Raw genomic sequence first — 24,395 nt, 5'->3', positions numbered from 1 at the left:
CCGGGCGTGGGCAGGGTCACTAGAATCAAGGGACACCGTCCCACCAGCGCGTTGGTGCGGACCGCGGCAGAGCAGGAGTTGATGGGCACTTCCCGAAGGGTCACGCTGAGCGACGTGGCAGCGGCGAGCGGGGTGTCGCGTGCCACCGTGAGCTTCGTCCTCAACGACGATCCCCATCAGACGATCTCGGCTGCCACCCGCGATCGGGTCAAAGAGGCCGCCCGCACCCTTGGCTACGTACCTCATGGTATTGCTCGAGCACTGCGGGAGGGCACGTCCCGCGTCGTCGTCCTGAACATCGAGGCGGGCCTGGAAAGCCACTACTCGCGCAGCTACATCGATGGCCTCGATGCCGAACTCGCCGCTCACGGGTATGTCCTGCTTGTGCGACACGGGCACCACACCGCGCAGGCCACCCAGCAGGTCCTCGATGCCATCGCGCCTCGTGCCGTCATCCGCTTCGGTGAGACGTATCTGACTGGCCGAGAGCTCAACGACCTTGGCGGCGGATGGCGTGACGGCCTTGCCGCCCACGCGGCTCTCCAGCTGCGCCACCTGGTGGACAACGGACACACCCGTATCGCCCTGGCACTGTCCGACCGCGAATCTCCGCTCGCCGCAACCCGCATGAAATTCACCGGACTTGCTGCAAGTGAGCTGAGCATCCCCCGACCTGATTCTGTCGTCATTCCGACCGAGCGGTCAGCCTGTGCCGAAGCCGTCGCGGAGTACCTGACCCGCCAGCCTGAGGTGACCGCGATCGCTGGATTCAATGACGACGTCGCCCTGCGCGTTCTGATGGCGCTTCAAGATCTCGGCCGCCGTGTGCCGGACGACGTGGCCGTCATCGGCTTCGACGACAACGGGTACGGCAAGTACAGCAATCCTGCGTTGACCACTGTCTACGTGGACGCCGAGGCGCACGGCCGGCTCAGTGCCCGCCTCGCCCTTGATCTCGGCGTAGGAAGCCTGCGCCCGCCGCCCGCGCGCGTTGTCGTCCGTCAGTCGGCCTGAGCGGCGCTTTTGCATCCCTGGTGACACCTGGCGGCCCCGGCGCCGCAAGTACTTCGGTGCGACTCTCAGTAGCTGGAGCGCGCGGTGTCGTCGCCCGGGATGAAGCGCGTGGCCAGTGACTCGGATGCGCGGGCGAGTACCGCGACATCGGCGCCGACGAGGATGAAGGATGCTCCCGCCTGCATGTAGGCATCGGCGACCGCAGGATCGAAGGCGTTGACGCCGGCCGGAACGCCGCCGGGCGTTACGTCGGTGAGCGCGCTGTGCACCGCTGCCATCACGTCAGGATGGGTCTGCTGTCCGATCAGGCCCATCGACGCGGCCAGATCGGACGGGCCGACGAAGACCCCGTCGACTCCGTCCACCGCGGCGATCTCGGAGGCGGCCGCCACGGCTTCGACGGTTTCGACCTGCACCAGCACCGACACGTGCGCGGCTGCCTCGGTCAGGTAGTCGTCCACGCGGTTCCACCGCGCCGAACGCGAAAGCGCCGAACCCACGCCGCGCCGGCCGCGGGGCGGGTAGTGGGCGGCCGCGACCACCTCGCGTGCCTGTGCAGCCGAGGACACCATCGGCACCAAAATCGTGCGTGCCCCGAGGTCCAGAACCTGCAGCCACCGCGGCAGGAGGCCACGATCCGCCGGTGATCCGAGCGTCAGGCGAACGTCAAGATCTCTGCAGTTCAGAGGTTACTTCCCCGGTATCGGAAGCACGCGCACGCCTGACCCCACTGTTCGCACGGCCCCGCCAGGGCGGCCGGGGGCGATCAGCGGGCGGGGCTGGACGGCTTCATCCGCCGGCCCGCGACGGGCACGTCCGTCAGTCCCCGAAGTCGTGGTCGGGGTGGTTGGCCTCGCCCACGCGCCAGTAGCCACGCGTGGTCACCTGCTGGCGCGGCAGCGCCCGGTCGTCGAGGAGGTACGACCGGGCCTTGCGGACCGCCGATGCTTCGCAGGCGATCCAGAAGTGCGTGTCGTCCCCGAGGCCGGCCTGATGGAGCGCGTCGACGAGGGCGGCGCCTGGCTCGCCCGCCCGGTCGTGCCAGGTCACCTCGACACCGGCATGTGTCGGCAGGCCGATGCGGGCCTCGGGGCCCTCGACCTCCAGGTGCACCTGACCGGTGACATCGTCCGGCAGCGCTTCGAGCAGCGTGGCGATCGCGGGCAGGGCGCTCTCGTCGCCGCCGATCCACCATGAGGTCGCCGTCGGATCGACAGAGAAGCGGCCGCCCGGGCCGCCGATGGCGGCACGGCTGCCGGGCTCGGCCTGCGCGGCCCACCGCGCGGCCGGCCCGTCGCCGTGCAGAACGAACCAGACCTCGAGGGTGCCGGCCTCGGCATCGAAGCGTCGGGGGGTGTACGTCCGCATCGTCGGTCGGCCGTCGGGCCATTCAAGGCGGCCGTCCGGGCCGACCACCGGCCGCGCGACGTTGCCCTCGGTGTCGGGCAGGAAGAGCTTGATGTGCGCCGTCGGGGTGGGCTCGGCGAAGCCGGCGAGGGACTCGCTGGCGAACACCACCGCCACCATGCGAGGGGTCAGCGGCTTGACGTCGACGACCTCGACCTGGCGCGGCGGCCGGCGGCGTGGGCCACCGGGACGGCCTTGGCCTCGGGGACGGCCGGAGTCCGGGGGGAGGGACAAGAGGTGCTCCTTCACTTGGCGGCGCGGCCCGGGCCGGGCGCGCCGATGAACCGCTCGGCCAGGGCTTCGGAGCCTCGGGCGAGCATGGCGACGTCGGCACCGACGAGGACGAACGATGCGCCCTGGTCGAGATAGGCCGATGCGACGGCCGGGTCGAAGGCGTTGACGCCGACGGGCTTGCCGGCGCCGCGGACGGCCTCGAAGGCGCGCCCGACCGCGGCCACCACGTCGGGGTGGGTCTGCCGGCCGATCAGGCCCATCGACGCGGCGAGGTCGGAGGGGCCGACGAAGACACCGTCGACACCGTCGACCGCGGCGATCTCGGCGGCTTCCCCGACGCCTGCGATCGACTCGATCTGGACGAAGAGCGAGACATGCTCGTCCCCGTGGGCCAGGTAGTCGTCGACGCGGTTCCACCGGGCCGACCGCGCGAGAGCCGATCCGACTCCGCGGTTGCCGCGCGGCGGGTAGCGCACTGCCCGCACGGCCGCCTCTGCCTGCTCCGGAGTGTCGATCATCGGCATCAGGATGTTCTGGGCACCGAGGTCGAGGATCTGCTTGATCATGACCGGCAGCAGGCCCGGCGCACGGACGAGCGGGCTGACCGGGTAGGCGGCGACCGCCTGGAGCTGCGCGAGCACCGACTCGAGCTGGCTGGGCCCGTGCTCCATGTCGATCAGCAGCCAGTCGAGGCCGCTGCCCGCGCAGATCTCGGCGACGAGCGGGCTGCCGCTGCACACCCACATGCCGATCAGGGGGTGGTCGGAAGCGGCGAGCGCCGCGCGGAAGGTCGCCGGGAGGTTCACCGGAAGCTGCACGAGATCGTTCCCATCGTTCCGTAGTCGCAGAGCACCGAGTCGCCGCGCGACACCCACATCGGCCGGGTGAAGGATCCGGCGAGGATCAGCTCGCCGGCGTGGAGGCCGGTGCCGTGCTGGTGGAGTTTGTCGGCGAGCCACGCGACGCCCGTGGCAGGGTGGTTGAGCACACCGGCGGCGACGCCGGTCTCCTCGATCGTCTCGTTGCGGTAGAGCAGCGCGGAGATCCAGCGCAGGTCGACCGCGTCGGGTGCGACGGGGGTGCCGCCGAGCACCAGGCCACCGTAGGCAGCGTTGTCGGCGATGGTGTCGACGATCGTGCGTCCCTCGAGTTCCAGGTGCGAGTTGAGGATCTCCAGCGCCGGGACGACGTACTCCGTCGCACGGAGCACGTCGAAGATGGTGCAGTGGGGGCCCTCCAGAGGCGCCTTGAGCAGGAAGGCGAGCTCGACCTCGATGCGGACGTTGGAGAACTCGTCGAACGGCACGACAGCGCCGTTCTCCCAAACGGTGTCGTCGAACATCACGCCGTAGTCCGGCTCGGAGATGCCCGTCGCCGCCTGCATGGCCTTGGACGTCAGACCGATCTTGCGGCCGACGAGGCGGCGGCCGGCCGCGATCCGCCGGTCACGCCAGAGCCCTTGGACGGCATATGAGTCCTCCACCGTCGCCTCGGGGTACCGGGCGGTGATGCGCGGCAGCACGGTGCGATCGGCGTGTGCCCGCTCGAGCTCGGCGGCGAGGTCGGCGAGGGTCTGGTCGGGAAGCATCGTCAGGCTCCTTGGTCGACGCGGTCGCTGCGGTGAGGGCCGTGGGCGCCGTGGGTCTTGTGGGTGCGGAAGGCGTCGAGGGAGCCGGTGCGGTGCCGGCGCACAGCCTGCTCGATCCGGTCAGGCGTCCCTTCCCCCTCGATGAGGTCGAGCAGGTCGTCGTGCTCGCACACGGACTCCTTGGGCCGGTGGGGGACGAACCCGAAGATCGAGTCGCGCAGGTGGCCCAGCCGGGACCACTCCGCGTCGACCATCTCGAGGAGCCGGGGGTTGGGGCACCTGGAGTAGAGGGTGTGGTGGAACTCCTGGTTGAGCGCGCCGAAGCGCCGGAAGTCGAAGTCGCTGAGCCCGCCGCGCATCGCCGCATTGAGTTCCCGGGCGTGCGCCAGGTCCCGCCGGGTGAGGTGGGGCGTCGAGAGCGCCGTCGCCGCGCTCTCGAGCACGGTGATGACCTCCATCGCGTGGATGTAGCGGTCCAGGTCGACCATGGAGACGCTCGCGCCGACGTTGGGCTCGGAGGTCACCAGACCCTCGGCCGTGAGGTGACTGACGGCCTCGCGGACCGGCACCACGCTCATGCCGAGCTGGGCGGCGAGCGTCGTCAGGACGAGGCGGTAGCCGGGACCGAACGACCCGGACGTGATCCGCTCACGGATCCACTCGTAGGCGACCCGCGACTTGCTCGCGGCCGGTGCCGGCCGGGTCCGGGTCACGAGGTGGCCCGTGCCGTGTCCGTCGGCACCGTGTCCGGCCGGGCGGAGCGTTCGGCCTCGTACCTCGACCGCCATTCGGCGTTCATCGGGAAGAGCCCCTCGACGGGGTGTCCCTCGGCGACCTTCCGGGCGATCCAGCCGTCCTCCTCCTCCTGGGCTATGGCCGCGTCGGCGATCTCCGCCGCGATCCCCGGCGGGATCACGACGACCCCGTCGGCGTCGCCGACGAGGATGTCGCCGGGCTGCACGGTGGCACCGCCGCACGCGATGGTGAGGTCGGCGTCCCAGGGGACGTGCTTGCGGCCGAGCACGGCGGGGTGCGGCCCCGCCGTGAAGACGGGGATGCCTACGGTGGCGACGGTTTCGGCGTCGCGCACCCCGCCGTCGGTCACGACGGCCGCGGCGCCGCGGGCATGGGCGCGGATCGCGAGGATGTCGCCGAGCGTGGCCGATCCCTTCTCGCCGCGCGCCTCGATGACGAGGACCTCGCCCTCCTCCACGGAGTCGAAGGCACGTTTCTGTGCGTTGTAGCCGCCGCCATGGCTGGTGAAGAGGTCTTCGCGGAAGGGGACGAAACGCAGCGTCCGGGCCGTGCCGACGAACTTCTGTCCCGCCACCAAGGGACGGACGCCGTCGATGAACACGCCCTCGAGGCCCTGGCGGCGAAGCTGGGCCGAGAGTCCGGCGACGGGCGCCGACGCGAGCTTCGCCCGCAGCGCCGGGGTCAGGGAGGAGGCGGGTGTGGTGTTCAAGGGAGGGCTCGCTTCAATATCGTGTACGGAATTGTGGTTGGATCTGCTTCATGGCGAGCAAGACCGAGCAGGCATTCATGATCCTCAAGGAACGGATCATGAACGGCACTTATGGACCTGGGTACCGCCTGGTCATCGACCAACTGGTGCGCGAGCACGGCATCAGCTCGGTGCCGTGGCGTGAGTCGCTGCGCCGGCTCCAGGCCGAGGGCTGGGTGGAGATCGTGCCCAACGTCGGCGCACTGGTGGCGACGTTCGACACCGACGCGTGGCAGCAGGGCCTGCAGATCGTGGCGCGCCTCGGCGGCTACGCGACGGCGCTGTCGGCGCCCCACCTGACCGAGGCGGACCTGACAGCGGCCCACACACTGGACCGGCAGATGAAGGAGGCGCTCTCCGCCTTCGACCCGGCCCGCTTCGGCCGGCTCAACCGGGAGTTCCACCGGCTGCTCGCGTGCCGCTGCCCCGACCGTCGCCTCGTCGACATGGTCGACAACGAGTGGGCCCGGCTCGAAATCGTCCGCAGGTCGGCCTTCTGGTACGCCCCCGGCCGCGCGCAGGCCGCCATCGCCGAGCACGAGGGCATCCTCGAGCTCATCGAGTCGGGCGCGTCGGCCGAGGCCATCGAGGCGGCCGCGAAGCAGCACGAGATCAACACCATCGAGGCGGTCACGAAGTACGAGGCCGCCCTGCCCGACCAGCGGTTCTGACTGGGGCACGGATCACTCGCCCCGCTCGCGCCACCGGGCGATGAGCGCCTTGGCGTAGTCGTTGCCGTTGGGGTGCCGGAGCGTCGTGTGCACGTGGAACCGCGCGGGCAGCTTGTTGCTCAGCCACACCCCGGCGTGGTCGTCGAACTCGGCGATCAGCACCGGGCTGTGCACCCGGAAGTAGAACGGCTGAGAGCCGTCCGTCGCGCCGTACCAGGAGAACCACGTTTCGTCGGCGTGCGCGTCGTACTCCGCCAGCGCGAGCTCGCGCTGCCCTTCGACCAGCAGGTGCAGGAAGTCGGCGACGACGCGGCGGAGCAGGTCGCGCTGCGCGTCGTCGAGCTCGTCCGCCGGGATCCCCTCGTACGGGATCGCCCGGTTGTCACGGAACGCGCCCGCGACGTGCCGCTCGTCGGCGGGGTGCAGTCGTCCCTCCGGCATCATCGGGTCGAGTACGGACTCGAAGACGACGGCCCGGGTGCGCTGAGCGGCCGTGAGGGAACCGGCCAGTTCCAGGGCGAGCCGCTCTCGCGTCACGAAGAGCGGCTCGTGGACGCCCGCCTCGTCGTCCACGAGCGCGGGCTCGCCTCCGAGGAAGACTGGTGCGATGACGTGCCGGCCCCCCACGGAGACGAAGTTGAGGGCCACGTGGTGGCCGAAGAGCTGCCAGCCCCACGGCTCACCCCGCGCGCCCGTCGACGGGTCGCCGAAGACTGAGAACCAGTAGCTGTGCCGGTTCATGACCGTGGGCAGGCCGACCAGCTCGCCGAGGTGGCCGTTGAGCTCCATCGCACCCGAGACCTGGGCGTAGCCGTCGGAGCTCAGCGACGCGCGGAGGATGTCGTGGATCGCCGACGTCTTGTCGTCGGTGAGCACCTCCATCCTCAGTCCCACGCGGTAGACCATGAACTCGGGGTTGCTCCATGCCCGCCACTGCGGTGCGTCGATGTCATGGCGCACCGCGTCCAGCTCACCGGGAGTGAGCATCCCGAGGAAGCGAACGGCAGCCTCGGAGGGCTCGCTCCCGGTGTCCGGCGGCGCGGTGCCCGGCAGGGCGTAGAGCCCCTCGCGCACCGCGCCGTCGGAGGTGATCCCGACGAACGGCTCACGGTAGAGGCCGTCCCAGTGGACGAGGAGGTCGCGCAGGAAGGGCGCCTGGTAGCGGTTCTGGGCGAACTCCTCGTAGGTCATCCCGCGGACCTCGGTGAGCTTGGGGTCGTCGAGGTCGAGCAGGAAGGTGCGATAACTCTCGTCGGTGAGCTCGACCGCCTCCTCACGGCCCGTCGTGCGGGAGGTCGTGAAGAAGCCGTCGATGTCCTCGTCAGGTGTGGCGCTCATCGGTCTCGCTCTGCTCGGGTACGGGTCAGATCGGGAGGTTGAACATCTTCTTCGCGTTGCCGTGGAGCACGGCCTCGCGATCGGCGTCGCTGATGTCGAGCTCGTTCTTGACGAAGTCGACGCCCTGGCTCATCCAGGAGCGGAAGACGGGGAACGAGGAGCCGAACATGTAGTGGTCGGCGCCGTTGATCTGCAGTGCCGCCTCGACCTGGATCTTGCCCCAGGAGTGCGGGTGGGTGAGGTCGAAGAAGATGTTGTTCTCGAGGTACTGCTTGATCTTGTCGCCACCGGTCGTCGACAGGCGCTGCATCGCCTCGCCGGCCTTGGGTGCGCGCGGGGTGAGCAGAGCCGTGGCCGCGAACCAGTTGCCGCCGAGCATCGTGTGGATGAACTTGAGGTCGGGGAACTCGTCGAACATGCCGCTGAAGAGCTCGCGCCCCACCGCGATGCCCTGGTCCATGATGCGGCCGTACTCACGACGGAAGTTCTGGTAGTCGATGACCGACTTCCACTCCACCGGGAGCGGCGTGTGGTGGACGATGACCGGGACCTTCTTCTCGTTGAGCACCTTGAGGTAGGGCTTGAACGCCTCGTCGTCGAGGTAGAGCTGGCCGTAGTGGCAGGCGAGCTGGACGCCCACGGCGCCGTTGTCGAGGCAGCGCTCGAGTTCGTAGATGTTCTCCTTGCCTCCCCACGGCGGGACGCAGGCGGTCGAGAACAGGCGGCCGTCGGACTCGGCGACGATCTTGGCGGCGTTTTCGTTGACCGCCTTGCAGGTCTCGAGGCCGAGCCACTCCTGCCAGACCGGGACTCGCATGATGCCGTAGTCGACGCCGGCGTCGTCCATCGCCTTCAGCTTCGCCTCGGTCGAGTAGTCGCCCTCGACGTAGTTGAGGTTGGGGTAGCCCTTCGGCTTCTCCAGGACCAGTTGCTTCTTGCCGTCCTCCATGGTGATGACGCTGGCGATCTCGCCGAAGCCGCGCGGAGCGCTGTCGAGGAAGCCGTTGAGGATCTTCTCGTTGGTGAAGAGGTCCTCGGGCAGGTGGTGGATGTTGATGTCGACGACGGTCATGACGCTCCTTGCGGGCTGCGCTCGCGCAGCTTGGTGCGCGAGCTGTCGGTGTAGATGGTCCGGACGATGTCATGCGGCGTGAGCTCACCCGTGAGCTCACGCCCGACGACACCGTTACTGAAGACGAGTACGCGATCGCACAGCAGCGCGAGCTCGTTCTCGTCGGAGCTGGCGACGAGAACGGCGCGGCCCTCGCGAGCAGCCCCACGGACCGCCTCGACGATGGTCTTGCGCGCGCCCACGTCGACGGCCTGGGTGGGCTCGTGGAGCACCAGCAGCGCCGGGTCGGTCGCGAGCCACTTGGCCAGGAGCACCTTCTGCTGGTTGCCCCCGCTCATGTTCTCGAGCACCGCGTGCGGCCACGGGGGTCGCACGTCGAGGCGCTCGATCCAGTCGGCCGCCAGCTGCTTCTCGGCTCCGCTCCGCAGCGGCCGCACCTTGCCGGAGGCACTCGCGGTGCAGGTCTGCGGGAACGAGATGTTCTCCGTCACGGTCATCCCGCCGACGAGACCGGCCGACTCACGGCCCTCCGGGACGAGCGCGATGCCGCTCTTGATCGCCGAGGCCGGCGACAGGCCCGTGAGCGCGATCTGCCCTGCGGGCAGAGTCACGGTCCCGCCTTTCGCCTTGCTGACGCCGCTGATCAGGTAAGGGACGTCGTCGTGGCCCGACCCGGCGAGGCCCGTGACGCCGACGACCTCACCGGGTCGGATACGCAGGGACAGCTCGCGCACGTTGCGTCCCGTGAGGCGGTCGACCACGACGGGGGCGGCGTCGTTCGCGGCGTCGGCCGCCGTGCGGTGCTCGAGGCCCTCGACCTCGCGCCCGAGCATGAGGTGAGCGAGGTCGGATTTCGTCATGCCCTCGACATCCTTGCCGACCACGACGATCTCGCCGTCGCGGAGCACGGTGACCCGGTCGGCGGCCTCCACGACCTCCTCCAGGCGGTGCGTAATGAGCAGGGCCGAGGTGCCGGTCGCGACGATGCGGTCGAGCAGGGCGTAGAACCGCTCGAGCGACTCACGGCCGAGGGCACGCGTCGACTCGTCGAAGATGATGACTCCGCGGCCGTCCTCAAGGTCCTGCACGGCACGGGCGATCGCGACGACCGCCTTCTCGTCCTCATGCAGATCCGCGACCTTGGTGTCGAGGGGAACGCTGCGCGGGCCGAGTCGCTCGAAGACGGCCTGCGTCGCTGCGGCCTCGGCCTTCCAGTCGATCCGGCGGAGGAAGCGCGAGCCCTTGAACCGGCCGAGCCGGGTGTTCTCCAACACGGTGGCGTCCGGCACCAGGCCGAGGTTCTGGTGCACGACCGCGACCCCCGCGGCACGGGACTCGTCGGGCCGGATCGGGAGCTGCAGGCCGACGCCGTCGACCGTGACACGGCTGCCTGCGTCGGGGCAGTAGAGGCCGGTGAGAATCTTGGCGAGGGTGGACTTGCCCGACCCGTTCTGCCCGATGAGGGCGTGGATCTCCCCGGGACGCACATCCATGGCGACGTTGCGTAGGACCGTGGCACTGCCGAAGGTCATCGTGACCCCCTCGACAGCGAGCCGGGGGGCCGGCGGGAGACCGGTCCGTCCCGCCGGGTCCTGGTCACGGAGCCCGCTCACGCGACGCCCCACAGCTTCTTGAAGTCGTCGGTGAAGGTGGCCGGGCCGAACCACTCGCCGGAGAGCTCGGCCTCCTCGGTCAGCTTGATGTCGCCGATGTTGTCCTTCGTGAACAGACGGGTCGGGATGTTGTAATCCGGCACCGGCCGGCCAAGCATCAGGCGCAGCGCCGCGTCGGTGTTGACCCAGCCCTGGAAGGCCGCGGCCTGGGCGGTGACGGCCGCCAGCGAACCGGACTTGAGGGCCTTCATGCCGCCGAGGGAGGCGGCGCCGGTGACGACCTTGATGTCCGTACGCGACGTCTGCTGGACACCGCCCTGGGTCGGCTGCAGGTACTGCTCGAACTGCGCGTCGGCGTAGCTGATGGTCGGTTCCTTGAGCAGCACGGCGCTGGTCGAGGAGGGGATGAGTGCGAAGTTGGAGGACGTGACCTTGTTGACCGTCAGCTTGCAGTCGGGGCAGCTCTTCTTCAGCGCGGCCTTGCCGTCGGCGACGTAGCTGGCGGGCGACAGGCCGTCGGAGCTCTGGTTGACCAGGATGTTGGCCTTGCCCTTGGAGTCCGAGGCGATCCAGTCGAAGAGGCGGATCTGCTGCTCGCTCCCGGGGACCTGCACCCAGGTGAGCGTCTTGGAGGCCGGGTGGGACGGGTCGGGCACCTGGTTGCTGATGACGACCGGGATGCCGGCCTTCTGCGCGGCGTCGAGGCCGTTGGCCGCCAGCGCGTACGGGATGGCGTCCGCGATGATGGCCGCGGCCTTGGCGTCCGTCGCCTGGCTTATGCAGCCGCCGATGTCGGTCGGCGTTCCCTTGCCGTCGCAGACCTGGAGGCGGAGGCCCACGGTCTCGGCGGCGGCGGCGAGGGTCTTCTCGGTGGTGGTGAACTGCGGCGCCTGCTTGGTGATCGGGACGTAGAAGATCGTCTTTCCGTCGACGGAGTCGACGTTGTCGAGCTTCTCCGTCGGGACGGGGTAGGCGTCCAGCGGCTTCATCGCCGTGACCAGGTTGTTGCCGACTGCGGAGGTCGAGCCGTCGGGGCCGGCGGACGCGGTGTCCTCCGAGTCAGCGCCGCAGGCGGCGAGGGAACCGGCGAGGAGGGCGATTCCTGCGGCTGCGGCCCCGGTGCGGGCCCGTCGACGAGGGGTGGGACGTGCGGGTCTCATGGCGAACTCCATTGTTTGCTGAGAATGACGCGGTGGCGGGGTGTAGCTGATCCAGGAGAGCGACCGGCAGGTGATCAGCGCGAGCGGCTGCGCAGCACGGTCGAGATGGTTACGGCGACGACGAGGACGCCGCCGTAGAAGACGCTCGTGACCCACGAGGTCGCGCCCAGGAGCTGTAGCCCGAGCACGCCGGTCGCCAGGAAGAAGACAGCGATGAGGGTGCCGATCGGGTTGAACCGCCCCGGCTGCAGGATCGCCGTGCCGAGGAAGGTCGCCGCGAAGATCGGCAGCAGGTAGCTCTGCGACACGTTGGGGTCGAAGCCGCCGGTGGCCGCGGCGGAGAGCACCCCTCCCACGCTGGCGATGAGACCCGCGGTCGTGAAGGCCCCGATGCGGACCCGTGTCACGCGCACACCGGCCAGTCGGCTGACCTCACGGCTCTCACCGACGAAGCGCATGTTGCGGCCCAGCGGCGTGAAGTGCAGAACGTAAGCGAACCCGAGCATGAGCGTGAGCCCGTAGAAGAAGCTGATCGGAAGGCCGGCGACCGGCTGGAGCGCGACATCCTTGAAATCCGTGGGGAGGCCGCTGACCGGCATCAGGTCGGAGACCCATAGCGCGATTCCGAGGAGGAAGGTTCCCATGCCGAGCGTCACCACGATGGTGTTGACGCCGACCTTGACCACCAGCCAGCCGTTCACGGCGCCCACCGCGGTGGACAGGACGAGCGAGGCGAGCACCGCCGCCCCGACGCTCCACCCGTGGTTGACATGGAGGGTCGTCAGCATGATGGCGGCAAGCCCGAAGTTGGAGGCGACCGACATGTCGACGAACTCGCCGACGACGATCGTGCAGAGCAGGGCGGCGGTCAGAAAGACGAGCGCCGCCTGGCTCTGACTGCCGAAGATCACCTTGAGGCTGCCCGACGTCATGAATGTGTCGGGACGGAGGACCGAGAAGAGGACCGCGAGCGCGATCCAGACGCCGATGACGGCGAAGCGGGAGGCGAACCAGACCGCGCCGCTGCTCTGCTTCACAGGGGCGGTGGCCGGGGCAGGCGGCGACGTCACGCCGGTGGTCGGCCGGTCGGCCGTGGGCATCTCTGACATGGGATCGGGCACTCCCTGGCTGGTACGTACGGGCTGTGGTGCCGAACTGCAGGATCGTGTACGAAACCATATCCAGAATCGCCTGCGACACAAGACCTGCCGCCACCGCAAATCATGGTTGAAATCGTACACGATCTCGCCTACGGTTTCGGATCATCGTGTGGCGCATGCCATATCCCATACGCAGAGAGGCAGGGAACCGTGACCCAGGCAGCCGGCCGTGACGTCGAGTACCAGCACGAGGGGACCCGCATGCTGGGTCTGGTCATGGCGCCTCAGGGCGGAGCGGCCGGCGACTCCTCCGCCGCCGCGGTCCTGCTCATCCACGACGCCTTCGGCATCAGCGAGGAGATGATCGGCAACGCGACGCGGCTCGCCGCGGCCGGACATCCGGTGTTTCTGGCCGACGTATGGGGCGAGCGCGCCACGCCTGCCTCAGTCACCGAGATCGGGCCGCTGATCGGTGCCATGGCCCAGGACCACGACCTGTGGCTGGGTCGCGTCGCCGCGGCCCACGCGGCGCTCGACGCGCAGCCGGAGTTCGCCGGCCGTCCACTGGCCCTCCTCGGTTACTGCTTCGGCGGTTCCTCGGCGCTCGAGTACCTCCGCACCGGGGCAGCCGTCGCCGGCGTCGCCGCGGTGCACCCCGGGCTCGACCTGCTCGACCAGGACTGGAGCACTCCGGGATCGGGCTCCGTGCTGCTGATGATCGGCGCCGACGACCCGATGGCGACGCCTCCCATGCGGCACCGGCTCGAGGAACACCTGAGCTCCGCCGGGCTGGAGCACCAGTTCCACCTCTACAGCGGCACCACCCACGCCTTCACCAGCCCGAAGGCCGCTGCCTCCCCCGAGCCCGAGGTGTTCGCCTACAACGCGCGCAGCGCCGCGCGCGCCTGGGCGGCCACCACCGGCTTCCTCGCCGAGCTCTCCGCTCCGGCCTCCTGACCACCCATCCATCCCCCTAAAACGACGAGGACAACGACATGACCACCACCGATCTCGACATCGCAATCATCGGCGCCGGGCCGGCCGGCCTGCTCACCGCGCTCCGCATGCACCAGAAAGGCTTCCGCCCGGTCGTCTACGAGGTCGTGCCCGAGCTCAAGCCGCTCGGCGTCGGCGTCGACATCAAAACCGTCGGCACGGCCGAGATCAACGACCTCGGCCTGCTCGAGGAGTTCCGTGCGATCTCCGTCGACGCGGAGGACTCGATCTTCTACAACCACTTCGGCCAGGAGATCTACGCCGAGAAGTGCGGCGTGCACATGGGCTACCTGCACGAGCAGCGCTTTGTGCACCGCGGCACCCTCCAGATGCTGTTCTACAAGGTCGCGCTCGAGCGGCTCGGCACGGACGCGATCCGCCTCGGCACCGGTGTCACCGGCTACTCGCAGGACGAGACCGGCGTGACCCTCCACCTCCGGCACGCCGACGGCCGCACGGAGCAGGTGCGCCATGCGGCGGTCATCGCCGCGGACGGCATCAAGTCCGCCATCCGCCAGCAGATGTTCCCCGAGCTCTCCGAGCCGCACTTCTCCGGCATCACCATGTGGCGCGGCACCACGGTCATGGAACCCTTCCGCAACGGCCACACGATCCTGCACATCGGGGACCCCAACACCGCCTCGATGATCGTCTACCCCATCGCCGACAACTTCGAGGGCACCGGCAGGACTCTGGTCAACTGGGTCGCCGAGACCAACGGTGAGGAGACCATCGAGGACTGGAACCAGGCCGGCGACATCAGCGAGGTCATCCCGCTCTTCGACACCGTCGAGCTGCCCTTCCTCGACGTCCGGCGCATGATGCGCGAGGCCCGCGAGGTATACCTCTTCCCCCTGATCCGCCACGACCCGCTCGACAACTGGGTCGACGGCCGGGTCGTCCTGCTCGGCGACGCCGCCCACGCGATGTACCCCCGCGGCGGCAACGGCATCACCCAGGCGATGCTCGACGCCCGCGTCATCGTGGAAAAGCTCGCCGAGACCCCGGACGACCCGCGCGCGGCCTTCGTCGCGTACGACGCGGCTCGCCGCGAGGGCGTCAACCGGATCGTGATGAACATGCGCGGCGAGGGCTACGAGGTCATCCGCCGCATGGTCGCCGAGCGCACCGGGGGCGCTCCCTTCAAGGACATCGAGGAGGTTCTCCCGCTCGCGGAGGCCGACGAGATCTTCAGCAAGTACCACGCGCTGGTCGGTTCGCCCCGCCCCGGCTTCGAGGCCGGCGAGGCGACGGGCTACCGCACCAACGACCGCGACGAGTACGGAGCCAAGGCATGACCGTCGCCCCGGTGGTCCTCGCCGACGAGGCCACGCGCGCAGCGATCCTCGATGTGGAGGAGAGCCGTCAGCGGGCGCTGCTGGAGGTCGACCTCGACACGCTGCGTGACCTGTACGACGACTCGCTGATCCACACCCACGCGCCCGGCCTGACCCACACGAAGGCCCAACTCCTGGAGCACATCGCCACCCGCGCGCCCTACAAGGGCGCCACCCGAGGCGAACTCACCATCCGTGTGATCGGCGACATCGCGATCATGACGGGCCGTCTGATCAACCGCCTCGGCAGTCCGGACGGCTCCGAGCGCACGGTCGCCGGCCAGGTGATCCAGGTGCTGCGGCGCTGCGAGGACGGCGCCTGGCGCTTCGTGAGCTTCCAGATGACCCCGGACGGCGAGCACGTCTGGACCCCCACCGCCGAGGAGAAGGCTGGCCTCGACAAGATCGCTCAGGAGGAGCAGCAGTGAAGATCGCACGCTTCCACACCGCAGAGGGGTCGACGCGGCTGGGCCGTGTCGACGGTGACCGGGTCACCGACATTTCCGATGTCGTCGGGGGCACGTCGCTGCGGTCGATCCTGCCCCTGCTGCCCTCGCTGAAGCACGAGATCCTCGCGGCCGGCGGCCTTTCGCACGAGCTGGCCGACGTGGTCCTCGAGGCCCCGATCGACAACCCGCAGAAGTACCTCGGCATCGGCATGAACTACAAGGAGCACGCCGAGGAGGCGCGCGCCGCGGGCATCCCCATACCGGAGAACCAGATGTGGTTCAACAAGCAGGTCTCCTGCATCGTCGGCCCCTACGACGGCATCGTGAAGCCCAACCTCTCCGACGCCCTCGACTACGAGATCGAGCTCGGCGTGGTGATCGGTCGGCGCTGCAAGCACGTGTCCGTCGAGGACGCCCGCTCGGTCATCGCCGGGTACCTCGTCACCAACGACGTGTCGGTCCGCGACTGGCTTCAGAAGATGTCGCCGACGTTCACGCTCGGCAAGTCGTTCGACACCCACGGCCCGATCGGCCCGTGGCTGACCACCGACGACGAGATCGCCGACCCGCACGACCTGCGGATGACCCTCAGCGTCAACGGCGAGGTCCGCCAGGACTGGCCGACGAACGACATGGTCCACGACATCTACGAGCAGATCGCCTATCTCTCGCAGGTCTTCACCCTCATGCCCGGCGACATCCTCGCCACCGGCACGCCAGCCGGCATCGGCGCGACGCAGGGCAAGTTCCTCAAGATCGGCGACGTCGTCCGCGCGGAGATCCAGGGCCTCGGCCACATCGAGAACCGCGTCATCGCCGAGGGCTGAGGGGCCATGAGCACCCGCACCAGCATCGACCTCCCCGGGTTCTGCCACGTCAACCCGATCCCGGCCGCCAGCCGGATCGGCCCGTTCGTCGCGACCGGCGCCCTCACCGGCCGCGACCCGGTGACCGGCGAGATGGCCCCCGACGCCGACCAGCAGTTCGCACACGTCTTCGCCCACGTCCGCACCCTGATGGCCGAGCTCGGCGGCACGACGGACGACATCCTCAAGATGACGTTCCACCTCGCCGACCCCAACGACCGCGAGGCGCTCAACCGGGAGTGGCTGGCGATGTTCCCCGACCCGGCCAACCGCCCCGCCCGGCAGGCGATCGCGGCCCAGCTCGACCGCGGCGCCGTCGTCCACTGCGACCTGTTCGCAGTGCTCAGCGACTGAGGAAGGAACCATGAAGCACCTGCCCGACCCCGGCGGCTCCTCGCCCGGCCCCGTGACCTACGAGGCACCCGTCACCATCAAGCGGATGCTCTTCGCCACCTGGGCGCTGCTCGACTCGCTCCACCCCGACCTCAAGGCCGCGGCGACCGTGCCCGACATGGACGCTCCGGGCCGTGTCGACTGGGACTTCATCCCCAAGCCCGACCGAGCCGGCATCCCGATGCACTCGCTCGACCGGCACCAGAAGGTCATCGCTCACTCGCTGCTCAAGGCCGGCCTCAGCATGCGTGGCTACAGCCAGGCGCTCTCCGTGATGGCCACAGAGCACATGCTGCGCGAACTCGAGGTGATCGAGCGCGGCTTCGGCGTCCTCGCCGGCAACTTCCGCGACCCCGAGGGCTACTGGTTCAGCTTCTGGGGGCGGCCGGGCTTCGAGGACACGTGGGGCTGGCGGGTCATCGGCCACCACCTCTCCCTCAACTACACGATCGTCGCGCAGCGCCACCTCACCGTCACGCCGCTCGCGATGGGCGCGCAGCCCGTCGGCGCCGGCGTGCTGGACGCACTCGGTGAGAACGAGCGCCGAGCTCTGACGATCCTGCATTCACTGTCCCCCGACGCGCAGGAGCAGGCCGTCATCCACGATGTCGCGCCTGCCGACTTCGTCACCCGTCAGGTGCCCTACGTCGGCGCCGAGGAATGGCCCGACTGGGTCGACCTCGGGATCGTCGGCTACGAGACGACCGACGAGGACCGCGAGCACCTGCGCTTCGTGAAGGCCGACCCGTCGGGCATCAGCGGCGCCGACCTGACCGGCGATCAGCTCGATGCCGTACGCGACCTTCTCCTTTATTACGTGGAAACCGGTCCCGACGAGCTGTCCCGGCAGTACCGCGAGCAGGTTCTCGCGGCCGACCCGCGCGACATCCGTTTCGCCTGGGCAGGCGGACGCGAGGCGAACACTGCCCACTACTACCGGATCTCCACGCGTGACCTGCTCGTCGAGGCCGACAACGCGGTCGCCGCGGGCCAGCATGTCCACGCGATCTGGCGTGACCTCAACAACGACCTCGGTCACGACCTGCTGCTCGACCACTACGCGCGGCACGGCCCGGACGGCCGGCACCTGCGGCGCCGGCTGGTGTCGAACCGGCCGACCGAGGACGCCCCGCTCGAAACCGGAGGGTGGTACGTCCCGGAGGTCTACGTGAAGCACTGACCGACCCGTGAAGCAAGTCGATCGCCGGGCCGCCGGTCATGGGCCGCCCGGCGATCAGGCACGATCAGGCCGCCGAACGTGCTGAAGCACAGCTTCTCCTCGCCGTGCACCCCCGGCCGGAGCCGCCGCCGTGCTCCTAGTAGGGCTTGGTCAGGTTGGTTGTGGTGGTGCGTGTCCTGTGGGTCGGGTGTGGCGTTGAGTGTGTGTGACTCCGGACGAGATTGCTGTGGTGCGTGGTGAGTTGGAGGCGTTCGCGGCGGGGGTGTTCGAGCCGTTTGCGCGCAAGGATCAGCGTCGGTGGGGGCAGGTCTATCTGCGGGGGCTGCTGACCGATGGGCAGCGTAAGTCGGTCGAGCCGATGGCCGCCCGGCTCGGGGAGGACGGCAATCGTCAGGCACTGGCCAACTTCATCACCACCAGCCCCTGGGACCCGGCGCACATCCGGGCCCGGCTGGCCTGGCGGATGGAGGAGGCGATCGGTCCGGAGGCCCTGGTCTTCGACGACACCGGGTTCTTGAAGGATGGGACGGCCTCGGCATGCGTGTCGCGGCAGTACACCGGCACCGCGGGCAAGGTCACCAACTGCCAGGTCGGCGTCTCGCTCCACCTCGCCTCCGACCACGCTTCGGCGGCGGTCAACTGGCGGCTGTTCCTGCCCCAGACCTGGGACCCTGCCTCACCGAAGGCCGATGCGGACAAGGTCGCCCGACGTGCCGCCTGCGGCATCCCGGACGATATCGGGCATGTGGAGAAGTGGCAGCTGGCCCTGGACATGCTCGACGAGATCCGCTCCTGGGGGATCGAGGTGCCGCTGGCCATCGCGGACGCCGGATACGGCGACGCCGCCGCGTTCCGGCACGGACTGCAGGCCCGCGGCCTGAACTACGTCGTGGGAATCTCCAGCACGCTGTCGGCTCAGCCCGCCGGCGCGGTGCCGGTGGCCGAGCCGTATGCGGGGACCGGACGCCCGCCGGTGGCGAAGTATCCCGACAAGCCGCAGTCGGTGAAGGAGCTGGTCACCGCGGCGGGCCGGAAGGCGGCCCGGCCGGTGCAGTGGCGGGAGGGCTCCCGGCCCGGCACCGGCCGCTCGGGCCGCAGGCGGATGTACTCGCGCTTCGTGGCCCTGCGCATCCGGCCCGCCGGACGCGAGGTCCGCCAGAACGTCGACGGCCCGGAACTGCCCGTGTGCTGGCTGCTGGCCGAATGGCCTGCCGGCGAGAGCGAGCCGGTGCAGTTCTGGCTGTCCGACCTGCCCTCCGGCATGCCGTTGACCACGCTGGTCCGGCTCGCCAAACTCCGCTGGCGCATCGAGCACGACTACCGGGAGATGAAGCAGGCCCTGGGACTCGCCCACTTCGAGGGCCGAACCTGGAACGGCTGGCACCACCACGTCACCCTCGTCTCCGTCGCGCACGCCTTCTGCACCCTGCAACGACTGGCCCGGGCCCCAAAAGACACGGCGCCGGCCTGAGCCTCTACCAAGTCGTCCGCGAGCTACAGACACTCCTCGCCCTCTGGACCGGCGCCTGCCCGACCTGTCACCGCGACATACCAACGTCCATATCAACCTGACCAGGCACTACTAGGTCATCACCCTGCAACCCGCAATAGTTCAGTAGTCAAGCAACGGCATTGTGTGCCGGGAGGCAGGTGGCAGACGGTGATGGTCAGGCCGGACTCGGCGGCGACCGGGCGAGTTCGGTCTTCCAGGTGCGGGTGCGATAGCCGTTGGAGCCGCCCGCGTCGGCGGTGATCAGCAGCCGGCCGGCCGTGGGATAGGCAGCCCGCCCGGCGCCGTTCCACCAGCGGCGGATGGATTCGACGGCGAACGCGGCGGTGTCGTGGTCGGTGCCCACGTTGACCCAGCCGGTGTTCGCGGCGACGTCGTAGATGCCGTAGGGCACTGCTCTGCCCAGCTCGCGGTCGGGGAAGTCGTGGGTGTCGACCCGTACCGGCTCGCCTCTCGGTTCCCATTCACGGCCGTTGTTCTTGAACGGGCCGACCAGTTCCTTCTTCTTCGTGTCCACACTGATCACCGGAGCCCCGCCGTCCTGGTGGCCGCGGGCCTGTTCGTTTAGGTAGTGGAACTGTGCGTCCCGGTCGGGGTGTTGCCGGCCTTCCAGGGTCTTGGCATTGCTCTGCAGGCTGAAGCCCTCCTCGCGCAGGAGGTCGCCCACCGTATCCGCGCAGATCCGGTGGCCCTGCCGGGTCAGTTCCTCGGCGAGCTTGCGGGTGGATTTGGTGGTCCAGCGCAGCGGCGACATGGGGTCTCCGCGGACGTCGGGCTCGACCAGCGTGAGAAGCGCCTTGCGGACAGCCGGGTTCAGGTCGGCGACGCGTTTGCGGCCGGCGCCGGGCCGACGGATGCGTCCCAACAGGGCTTCTCCGGAGGCGAGTTCGCGTATTCCGGCAGACACCCTGGCCTCACGGACGCCGGCGGCGCGGGCGACCGCTCTGATCCCGCCGTGGCCGAGAGACTGGGCCTCCGCTCCTATCAGCAGGCGACGCTGCCGCTCGTCGAGGTGCGGCAGTATTGCCTCGAACTTGGCTGCCAGCACGGCCCGTTGCTCTTCCAACTTGCTCATGCCGGACCAACGAACCACCGAACGAAAAGCCACGAGTTAAAGATCTGCACGCCCTTAGGGCCTGTGTGACGTCGTGATCAACCGGTTGCCTTCAGCAGGTCGTTGATCCAGATCATCGAGGCGCGGAGGTGGAGGCCGGCGAGGTAGCTCTCGGGCGTCTTGTCGTATCGAGTCGCGATGCCCCGCCATGCCGTGAGTTTGTTGATCAGGCGCTCGACGGTGTTGCGCTCCTTGTAGAGACCGGCGTCGTGACCTGGGGGCCGGCCGCCCCGGCTGCCTCTCTTCTTTCGGTTGGCAGCCTGGTCCTTCTTTTCCGGGATGACGGCCTTGATGTTGCGTTTGCGCAGGTAAGAACGGTTGGCGCGGGATGAGTAGGCCTTGTCCGCGGCGACAGCCCCAGGCCGGGTCCGGGGACGGCCGACCGGCAGCCGGACCCGCACCTTCTCCAGCACGGGGACGAACTGAGGGCTGTCGGCGGCCTGTCCTGCGGTCAGGACGAACGACAACGGACGGCACTTGCGGTCCCGCGGCGAGATGAACCTTGCTCGTCAGCCCGCCACGGGACCTGCCGAGCAGGGCTTCCTTCAGTCGGAGCTTGCGCCGTCGCCTGATGTGCCGCCGCGCCTCGCGGCCGGGGTCGCCGCTTCCGTCCTGTCCGTTCTGTTCCGGCGGGCCGCCCCCTTTTGCCGGGCCCGCTCCTGGTCGGCGGCGGCTTCCTCCAGAGCGTCCATGACCTCCCTGCCGATGCACATCCCGGCGGCGTCGTGGTGGGCGCGGGCGGTGGTGGAGTCCACGCTGACCAGGGACAAGTCCGTCTTCCCCTGGCGGGCGGCCTCAGCGATCACGCCTTCCAGCAGTGCGGTGAACACGCCGGCGTCCCTCCAGACCCGGAAGCGGCCGTAGACCGTCGGCCACGGGCCGAACTCGCCCGGCATCTCACGCCACTGACTACTGGTACGGAACCGCCAGATCACCCCCTCGAACTGCTCACGCAGCCGCTCGGGGTACGGGCCGTACTCGCCTATCGGCAGGAACGGCTCGATCAACTTCCACTGCTCGTCGGTGAGTTGCCTACGCGTCACGATCGTCTTCCTACCGGATCCGCCTTCCAGGCGGATCCGGATCGGCAAGATTGATCACGACGTCACACAGGCCCTAGAGCCCGACAATCTTGGGCATGGATGCAGGACTCGCAGGAATGCTGGCCGGCGGACAGCACCGCAATCAACCGCCTGGGCGGCTCCCGTCCGTAGAACCCTCGTCGGTCACCAAGTTCGGCGAGACATGATGTCCGTCACATCCGTCACGGAGAATCGGACACGATGGTCCGTCTTAGCGCGACACGCGCCAGAGGCTTGGCCCTGGCCGAAAGGGACACGGCCTGCGGGGGACACGGCCTCTGCTGACACAAACTTGATCGCCGACCTGCACGTATCCCCCACGACGTTCGGCGTGATCATGGGCGTCGGCGGCGCGGGCAGCCTGGCCGGGGCCCTCCTCGCCCCGCGCATCGCCTCCCGGATCGGCATCGGACCGACGATCAACATCGGGTTCGCGGTCAGTCCGCTGGCCCAGATCCCCCTCCTGCTCGCCGGACCCCGTTCACCTGTACTTGGCTGTGCACTTCACCGAGTACGCCGACAACCGGCCTGGACCGCTACCTGCACCACCGGACCGGAGGGATGATCGGCGCCCTGTCCCACCAGATCCGCGGAGCCGCGATCGACGCGATCCTCACCGGCACCGAGAAGATCACCAAGAAGAGCCTCGACGCCATCCCGCTGGACCACACCGCCGAGACCACCCGACCCCGAACCAAGCCCCGCAACCAGCGATGACCAGCCCCTTCGGGACCTTCGATCAAGTCGCACAACTCCCCGTCCGGATCCGTCTCCAGTCCGGCGAGAGCACCGACTCCTACATCCGCCGCCTGGCCCGCGCCAACCACCTCAAGCCCAGCTACCTCCACGGGTTCCTCACCGCCTCCCTGAACTGGTTCGGAAAGCCCCGGCTCGAACGACTCGCAGCCGCAACCGGACGCTCACCAGAAGTGCTTGAGCGCGTCCTGGCCGATGCCCAACCATCCCGCCCTCCGCGCCGGCGAGGGACCGCCCGGAAGCCGAAGAGCACCGACAAGCCAGCCCTCTACCGACGAATCCGTGATGACGCCGAGGCTGAAGGCCTGTCGATGAGAGCGCTAGTCAGACGCCACCACGTCGGGTTGCGCACAGTCCGAGCGGCCCTGGAGAACCCGGACCCACGTCCACGAAAGCCGCTGCCCCGCCGTTCCAGCGTCATCGATCCTGTCCAACACCTCATCGACGCCATGATCGAAGCTGGTCGCACCCCCAAGGACATCTGGGCGGCTCTCATGGACGAGCACGACATCTCGGTCTCCTACGGCAGGATCAGGGACTACGTCCATATGCAGACCGGCCCTGCATCATGACCTGACCCGGTCGAGAAGCCGCGCAAGCCAGCGGATCCCAGCTACTGGACCTCGGGCTTTGCGAGGAACAGCAGAGCGTGAGGGCGACCGGACCACGTCGCGTCTGGCTGACCGACGTGAATCTCGACAGTGACATCCGAGCGCTGTTCGGGGCCGCCGCCGAGGAATGCCTCAAGCTCGAAGACGATGTCATCAAGGTCTTCTTGCACTTCGGGAGTGCGCACGCCGATGGCGAAGTGGAGGACGATCGCGCCCGGTCGAGGCTCGATCGCGATCCCGAGAAGGTCCGGACCGATCAGTCCCAGCGCTGCTTGACCAGCTTGAATCAGGAGGTAGTTCCTCCGCAGCAGTGCGCGCTCGTCGGCCGCCGAGATCACGGGGTTGTAGTACTGCCGGGCGGGATGATCCACGCCCCAACAGTATCGCCCGCCGGCCAAGAACAAAGAGCCACTACGCGGCGCGGTTCCCGCGCTCGACCGGGAACCCGCGCTGGAAGCACGCCCGGCTCACTGCCACAGGCAAGGCCACTCTTGACACTCAACCAGGCCCGCGCAGGTCAGCCGCCCCACCCCGGGCCAACTTCATTGTCAACGGACACCGAAGACGGCGATAAGCGCCTCCCGGAGAAGGTGACACAGCCAAGGGGTGGCTTCGCGCGGTGGCCACGGCCCGCGCCACTTCGCGTGCGGGCCGGACCTGTCACCGATCCGGCCGCGGACGGCAGGAGAATCCCGAGTACGCGATGACCACCGCACCCGCCCCGCACACGCCGCCGGCCCCGTCGGCCCCGGCGGACACCGCTGCGACAGCGAGCCACCCGCCGAGCCCTGCGGCAAGCCCCTCTCCCAGCCCTGCAGCCCCGAGCCGCCGTATGGCCGTTGTCGCTGATCAGACCCCCTATCCGCCCGTCCCGGCCGATTGCAACTCCTCTTCTCCCAGTACTGATGTACCTGGAGAAGCGTCCCGGGCCCGGAAGGCCGCGGTGGCGGCGAAGGCCGAAGCGGAGATCCGTGGCGATGTCCTGCTCACCCTCGCTCAGCTGCGCCGGCTTTCGGCATGCCGGACGACCAGCAGGCAGAGCTGATCCGCGACGCCGAAGTCCTCGCTGAAGCGACCACGGGTGAATCCCCTGAACCCGGCCGCGTCCGTGCCGCGTTCGAGCGAGTGCGCAGCGACCTGGCCGCGATCACTGCGGTGTCGGCCGGACTGGACGTCGTGGTCCAGCAGGGCGAGGAGGCCTACCGGACGGTCTTCGGAGGCTGAAAGGCCCAGCTCGGCACCGTGTCCTGCGCCGACCAGCTGCCGAACGACAGCATCCTGGGCGCTCAGGAAGGGGGTAGGCGTGTGGTGTTCGGGGGCGGGACGGGCACCCGCACGGGAGGTGCTGTCCTGGCATCCGGGCCGCGGCGGGCTCATCGCTGTGAACGTCGCCGCAGGCC

General features: G+C 69.1%; 24 protein-coding genes and 4 pseudogenes. 14 read left to right on the top strand and 14 right to left on the bottom strand.

Annotated features, from left to right (window positions below; genetic code table 11):
* The first annotated feature begins 114 nt into the window (after nucleotides 1-114).
* A complete protein-coding gene (locus RWE79_RS00940) occupies nucleotides 115-1,014 on the top strand; it encodes a LacI family DNA-binding transcriptional regulator (protein ID WP_475938083.1) in 900 nt (299 codons plus the stop codon).
* 65 nt (nucleotides 1,015-1,079) lie between these two features.
* Here the strand turns inward: RWE79_RS00940 and RWE79_RS00935 are convergent, their stop codons facing one another.
* The 6 genes from RWE79_RS00935 to RWE79_RS00910 form a co-directional block, all read right to left on the bottom strand.
* Nucleotides 1,080-1,628, bottom strand: coding sequence for an aldolase/citrate lyase family protein (locus RWE79_RS00935; protein WP_475945533.1), 549 nt, complete (start codon nucleotides 1,626-1,628; stop codon nucleotides 1,080-1,082).
* 205 nt (nucleotides 1,629-1,833) lie between these two features.
* Nucleotides 1,834-2,655 carry a siderophore-interacting protein gene (locus RWE79_RS00930; RefSeq protein ID WP_475938082.1) on the bottom strand — a complete coding sequence of 274 codons (822 nt, stop codon included), beginning with the start codon at nucleotides 2,653-2,655 and terminating at the stop codon, nucleotides 1,834-1,836.
* Between the two features lie 11 nt (nucleotides 2,656-2,666).
* Complete coding sequence (locus RWE79_RS00925) at nucleotides 2,667-3,473, bottom strand: HpcH/HpaI aldolase family protein (RefSeq protein WP_475938081.1); 807 nt, start codon at nucleotides 3,471-3,473, stop codon at nucleotides 2,667-2,669.
* Complete coding sequence (locus tag RWE79_RS00920) at nucleotides 3,458-4,243, bottom strand: FAA hydrolase family protein (protein WP_475938080.1); 786 nt, start codon at nucleotides 4,241-4,243, stop codon at nucleotides 3,458-3,460. The genes RWE79_RS00925 and RWE79_RS00920 overlap by 16 nt, the downstream gene beginning before the upstream one ends.
* A gap of 2 nt (nucleotides 4,244-4,245) precedes the next feature.
* Entirely contained in the window at nucleotides 4,246-4,956 is a 711-nt protein-coding gene (locus RWE79_RS00915; protein ID WP_475938079.1) for a GntR family transcriptional regulator, read from the bottom strand.
* A complete protein-coding gene (locus RWE79_RS00910) occupies nucleotides 4,953-5,708 on the bottom strand; it encodes an RraA family protein (protein WP_475938078.1) in 756 nt (251 codons plus the stop codon). The genes RWE79_RS00915 and RWE79_RS00910 overlap by 4 nt, the downstream gene beginning before the upstream one ends.
* Before the next feature lie 50 nt (nucleotides 5,709-5,758).
* Here RWE79_RS00910 and RWE79_RS00905 point away from each other — a divergent pair, with 50 nt between their 5' ends.
* On the top strand, nucleotides 5,759-6,418 hold the full coding sequence (locus tag RWE79_RS00905; RefSeq protein WP_475938077.1) for a GntR family transcriptional regulator: 660 nt from the start codon (nucleotides 5,759-5,761) through the stop codon (nucleotides 6,416-6,418).
* 12 nt (nucleotides 6,419-6,430) lie between these two features.
* On the opposite strand, the gene RWE79_RS00900 is transcribed toward RWE79_RS00905, so the two are convergent.
* The 5 genes from RWE79_RS00900 to RWE79_RS00880 form a co-directional block, all read right to left on the bottom strand.
* On the bottom strand, nucleotides 6,431-7,756 hold the full coding sequence (locus tag RWE79_RS00900; RefSeq protein ID WP_475938076.1) for a DUF3500 domain-containing protein: 1,326 nt from the start codon (nucleotides 7,754-7,756) through the stop codon (nucleotides 6,431-6,433).
* A gap of 25 nt (nucleotides 7,757-7,781) precedes the next feature.
* Complete coding sequence (locus RWE79_RS00895) at nucleotides 7,782-8,828, bottom strand: amidohydrolase family protein (protein WP_475938075.1); 1,047 nt, start codon at nucleotides 8,826-8,828, stop codon at nucleotides 7,782-7,784.
* Nucleotides 8,825-10,360 carry a sugar ABC transporter ATP-binding protein gene (locus RWE79_RS00890; RefSeq protein ID WP_475938074.1) on the bottom strand — a complete coding sequence of 512 codons (1,536 nt, stop codon included), beginning with the start codon at nucleotides 10,358-10,360 and terminating at the stop codon, nucleotides 8,825-8,827. Before RWE79_RS00890 ends, RWE79_RS00895 begins: the two co-directional genes overlap by 4 nt.
* A gap of 77 nt (nucleotides 10,361-10,437) precedes the next feature.
* A complete protein-coding gene (locus RWE79_RS00885; protein WP_475938073.1) occupies nucleotides 10,438-11,601 on the bottom strand; it encodes a sugar ABC transporter substrate-binding protein in 1,164 nt (387 codons plus the stop codon).
* Between the two features lie 74 nt (nucleotides 11,602-11,675).
* Nucleotides 11,676-12,710, bottom strand: a complete 1,035-nt coding sequence (locus RWE79_RS00880) for an ABC transporter permease (RefSeq protein ID WP_475938072.1) — start codon at nucleotides 12,708-12,710, stop codon at nucleotides 11,676-11,678.
* Between the two features lie 201 nt (nucleotides 12,711-12,911).
* On the opposite strand from RWE79_RS00880, the gene RWE79_RS00875 reads away from it, so the two are divergent.
* The 7 genes from RWE79_RS00875 (at nucleotide 12,912) to RWE79_RS00845 (ending at nucleotide 19,393) form a co-directional block, all read left to right on the top strand.
* On the top strand, nucleotides 12,912-13,658 hold the full coding sequence (locus tag RWE79_RS00875; RefSeq protein ID WP_475938071.1) for a dienelactone hydrolase family protein: 747 nt from the start codon (nucleotides 12,912-12,914) through the stop codon (nucleotides 13,656-13,658).
* A 38-nt stretch (nucleotides 13,659-13,696) separates the two neighbouring features.
* Complete coding sequence (locus RWE79_RS00870; RefSeq protein WP_475938070.1) at nucleotides 13,697-14,995, top strand: FAD-dependent monooxygenase; 1,299 nt, start codon at nucleotides 13,697-13,699, stop codon at nucleotides 14,993-14,995.
* The gene (locus RWE79_RS00865) at nucleotides 14,992-15,462 is read left to right on the top strand and encodes a YybH family protein (RefSeq protein ID WP_266752244.1); all 471 of its coding nucleotides are present in this window, start codon (nucleotides 14,992-14,994) and stop codon (nucleotides 15,460-15,462) included. Before RWE79_RS00870 ends, RWE79_RS00865 begins: the two co-directional genes overlap by 4 nt.
* Nucleotides 15,459-16,310, top strand: a complete 852-nt coding sequence (locus tag RWE79_RS00860; RefSeq protein WP_475938069.1) for a fumarylacetoacetate hydrolase family protein — start codon at nucleotides 15,459-15,461, stop codon at nucleotides 16,308-16,310. The genes RWE79_RS00865 and RWE79_RS00860 overlap by 4 nt, the downstream gene beginning before the upstream one ends.
* Nucleotides 16,311-16,316: 6 nt before the next feature.
* Nucleotides 16,317-16,703: a RidA family protein gene (locus RWE79_RS00855; protein ID WP_475938068.1), complete on the top strand. Its 387-nt coding sequence runs from the start codon at nucleotides 16,317-16,319 to the stop codon at nucleotides 16,701-16,703.
* A 10-nt stretch (nucleotides 16,704-16,713) separates the two neighbouring features.
* The gene (locus RWE79_RS00850; protein ID WP_475938067.1) at nucleotides 16,714-17,922 is read left to right on the top strand and encodes a DUF3500 domain-containing protein; all 1,209 of its coding nucleotides are present in this window, start codon (nucleotides 16,714-16,716) and stop codon (nucleotides 17,920-17,922) included.
* Between the two features lie 205 nt (nucleotides 17,923-18,127).
* Nucleotides 18,128-19,393: an IS701 family transposase gene (locus RWE79_RS00845; RefSeq protein ID WP_475938066.1), complete on the top strand. Its 1,266-nt coding sequence runs from the start codon at nucleotides 18,128-18,130 to the stop codon at nucleotides 19,391-19,393.
* Between the two features lie 164 nt (nucleotides 19,394-19,557).
* Here RWE79_RS00845 and RWE79_RS00840 read toward each other — a convergent pair.
* Nucleotides 19,558-20,507 (bottom strand): annotated as a pseudogene (locus tag RWE79_RS00840) (ISAzo13 family transposase); the annotation flags it as partial.
* A 77-nt stretch (nucleotides 20,508-20,584) separates the two neighbouring features.
* Nucleotides 20,585-21,589: pseudogene (locus RWE79_RS00835) on the bottom strand (IS5 family transposase).
* Nucleotides 21,590-21,920: 331 nt separating this feature from the next.
* Here RWE79_RS00835 and RWE79_RS00830 point away from each other — a divergent pair.
* The 4 genes and pseudogenes from RWE79_RS00830 (at nucleotide 21,921) to RWE79_RS00815 (ending at nucleotide 22,956) form a co-directional block, all read left to right on the top strand.
* Nucleotides 21,921-22,193, top strand: coding sequence for a hypothetical protein (locus RWE79_RS00830; protein ID WP_475938065.1), 273 nt, complete (start codon nucleotides 21,921-21,923; stop codon nucleotides 22,191-22,193).
* Nucleotides 22,154-22,345: pseudogene (locus tag RWE79_RS00825) on the top strand (ATP/GTP-binding protein); the annotation flags it as partial. The gene RWE79_RS00830 and the pseudogene RWE79_RS00825, both read left to right, overlap by 40 nt.
* Nucleotides 22,342-22,602, top strand: a pseudogene (locus RWE79_RS00820) (TniQ family protein); the annotation flags it as partial. The pseudogenes RWE79_RS00825 and RWE79_RS00820, both read left to right, overlap by 4 nt.
* Nucleotides 22,603-22,833: 231 nt before the next feature.
* Nucleotides 22,834-22,956, top strand: a complete 123-nt coding sequence (locus RWE79_RS00815) for a hypothetical protein (protein ID WP_475946425.1) — start codon at nucleotides 22,834-22,836, stop codon at nucleotides 22,954-22,956.
* A gap of 41 nt (nucleotides 22,957-22,997) precedes the next feature.
* Here RWE79_RS00815 and RWE79_RS00810 read toward each other — a convergent pair whose 3' ends face one another.
* Nucleotides 22,998-23,366, bottom strand: a complete 369-nt coding sequence (locus RWE79_RS00810) for a hypothetical protein (RefSeq protein ID WP_475938064.1) — start codon at nucleotides 23,364-23,366, stop codon at nucleotides 22,998-23,000.
* Between the two features lie 646 nt (nucleotides 23,367-24,012).
* On the opposite strand from RWE79_RS00810, the gene RWE79_RS00805 reads away from it, so the two are divergent.
* On the top strand, nucleotides 24,013-24,219 hold the full coding sequence (locus tag RWE79_RS00805; RefSeq protein ID WP_475938063.1) for a hypothetical protein: 207 nt from the start codon (nucleotides 24,013-24,015) through the stop codon (nucleotides 24,217-24,219).
* Nucleotides 24,220-24,395 lie beyond the last annotated feature (176 nt).

It is taken from the genome of Streptomyces sp. RLA131, from assembly GCF_056270125.1.
The sequence above is the reverse complement of the archived record's forward strand: the minus strand, read 5'-3'. Positions and strand labels throughout refer to the sequence as shown.

Excerpts from the sequence above, each read along its gene's own strand:
- RWE79_RS00885 (WP_475938073.1), bottom strand. The coding sequence starts at position 11,601 with ATGAGACCCGCACGTCCCACCCCTCGTCGACGGGCCCGCACCGGGGCC.
- RWE79_RS00895 (WP_475938075.1), bottom strand. The coding sequence starts at position 8,828 with ATGACCGTCGTCGACATCAACATCCACCACCTGCCCGAGGACCTCTTC.
- RWE79_RS00900 (WP_475938076.1), bottom strand. The coding sequence starts at position 7,756 with ATGAGCGCCACACCTGACGAGGACATCGACGGCTTCTTCACGACCTCC.
- RWE79_RS00815 (WP_475946425.1), top strand. The coding sequence starts at position 22,834 with ATGATCGAAGCTGGTCGCACCCCCAAGGACATCTGGGCGGCTCTCATG.
- RWE79_RS00850 (WP_475938067.1), top strand. The coding sequence starts at position 16,714 with ATGAAGCACCTGCCCGACCCCGGCGGCTCCTCGCCCGGCCCCGTGACC.
- RWE79_RS00890 (WP_475938074.1), bottom strand. The coding sequence starts at position 10,360 with ATGACCTTCGGCAGTGCCACGGTCCTACGCAACGTCGCCATGGATGTG.
- RWE79_RS00880 (WP_475938072.1), bottom strand. The coding sequence starts at position 12,710 with ATGTCAGAGATGCCCACGGCCGACCGGCCGACCACCGGCGTGACGTCG.
- RWE79_RS00855 (WP_475938068.1), top strand. The coding sequence starts at position 16,317 with ATGAGCACCCGCACCAGCATCGACCTCCCCGGGTTCTGCCACGTCAAC.
- RWE79_RS00905 (WP_475938077.1), top strand. The coding sequence starts at position 5,759 with ATGGCGAGCAAGACCGAGCAGGCATTCATGATCCTCAAGGAACGGATC.
- RWE79_RS00920 (WP_475938080.1), bottom strand. The coding sequence starts at position 4,243 with ATGCTTCCCGACCAGACCCTCGCCGACCTCGCCGCCGAGCTCGAGCGG.
- RWE79_RS00865 (WP_266752244.1), top strand. The coding sequence starts at position 14,992 with ATGACCGTCGCCCCGGTGGTCCTCGCCGACGAGGCCACGCGCGCAGCG.
- RWE79_RS00870 (WP_475938070.1), top strand. The coding sequence starts at position 13,697 with ATGACCACCACCGATCTCGACATCGCAATCATCGGCGCCGGGCCGGCC.
- RWE79_RS00805 (WP_475938063.1), top strand. The coding sequence starts at position 24,013 with ATGCCGGACGACCAGCAGGCAGAGCTGATCCGCGACGCCGAAGTCCTC.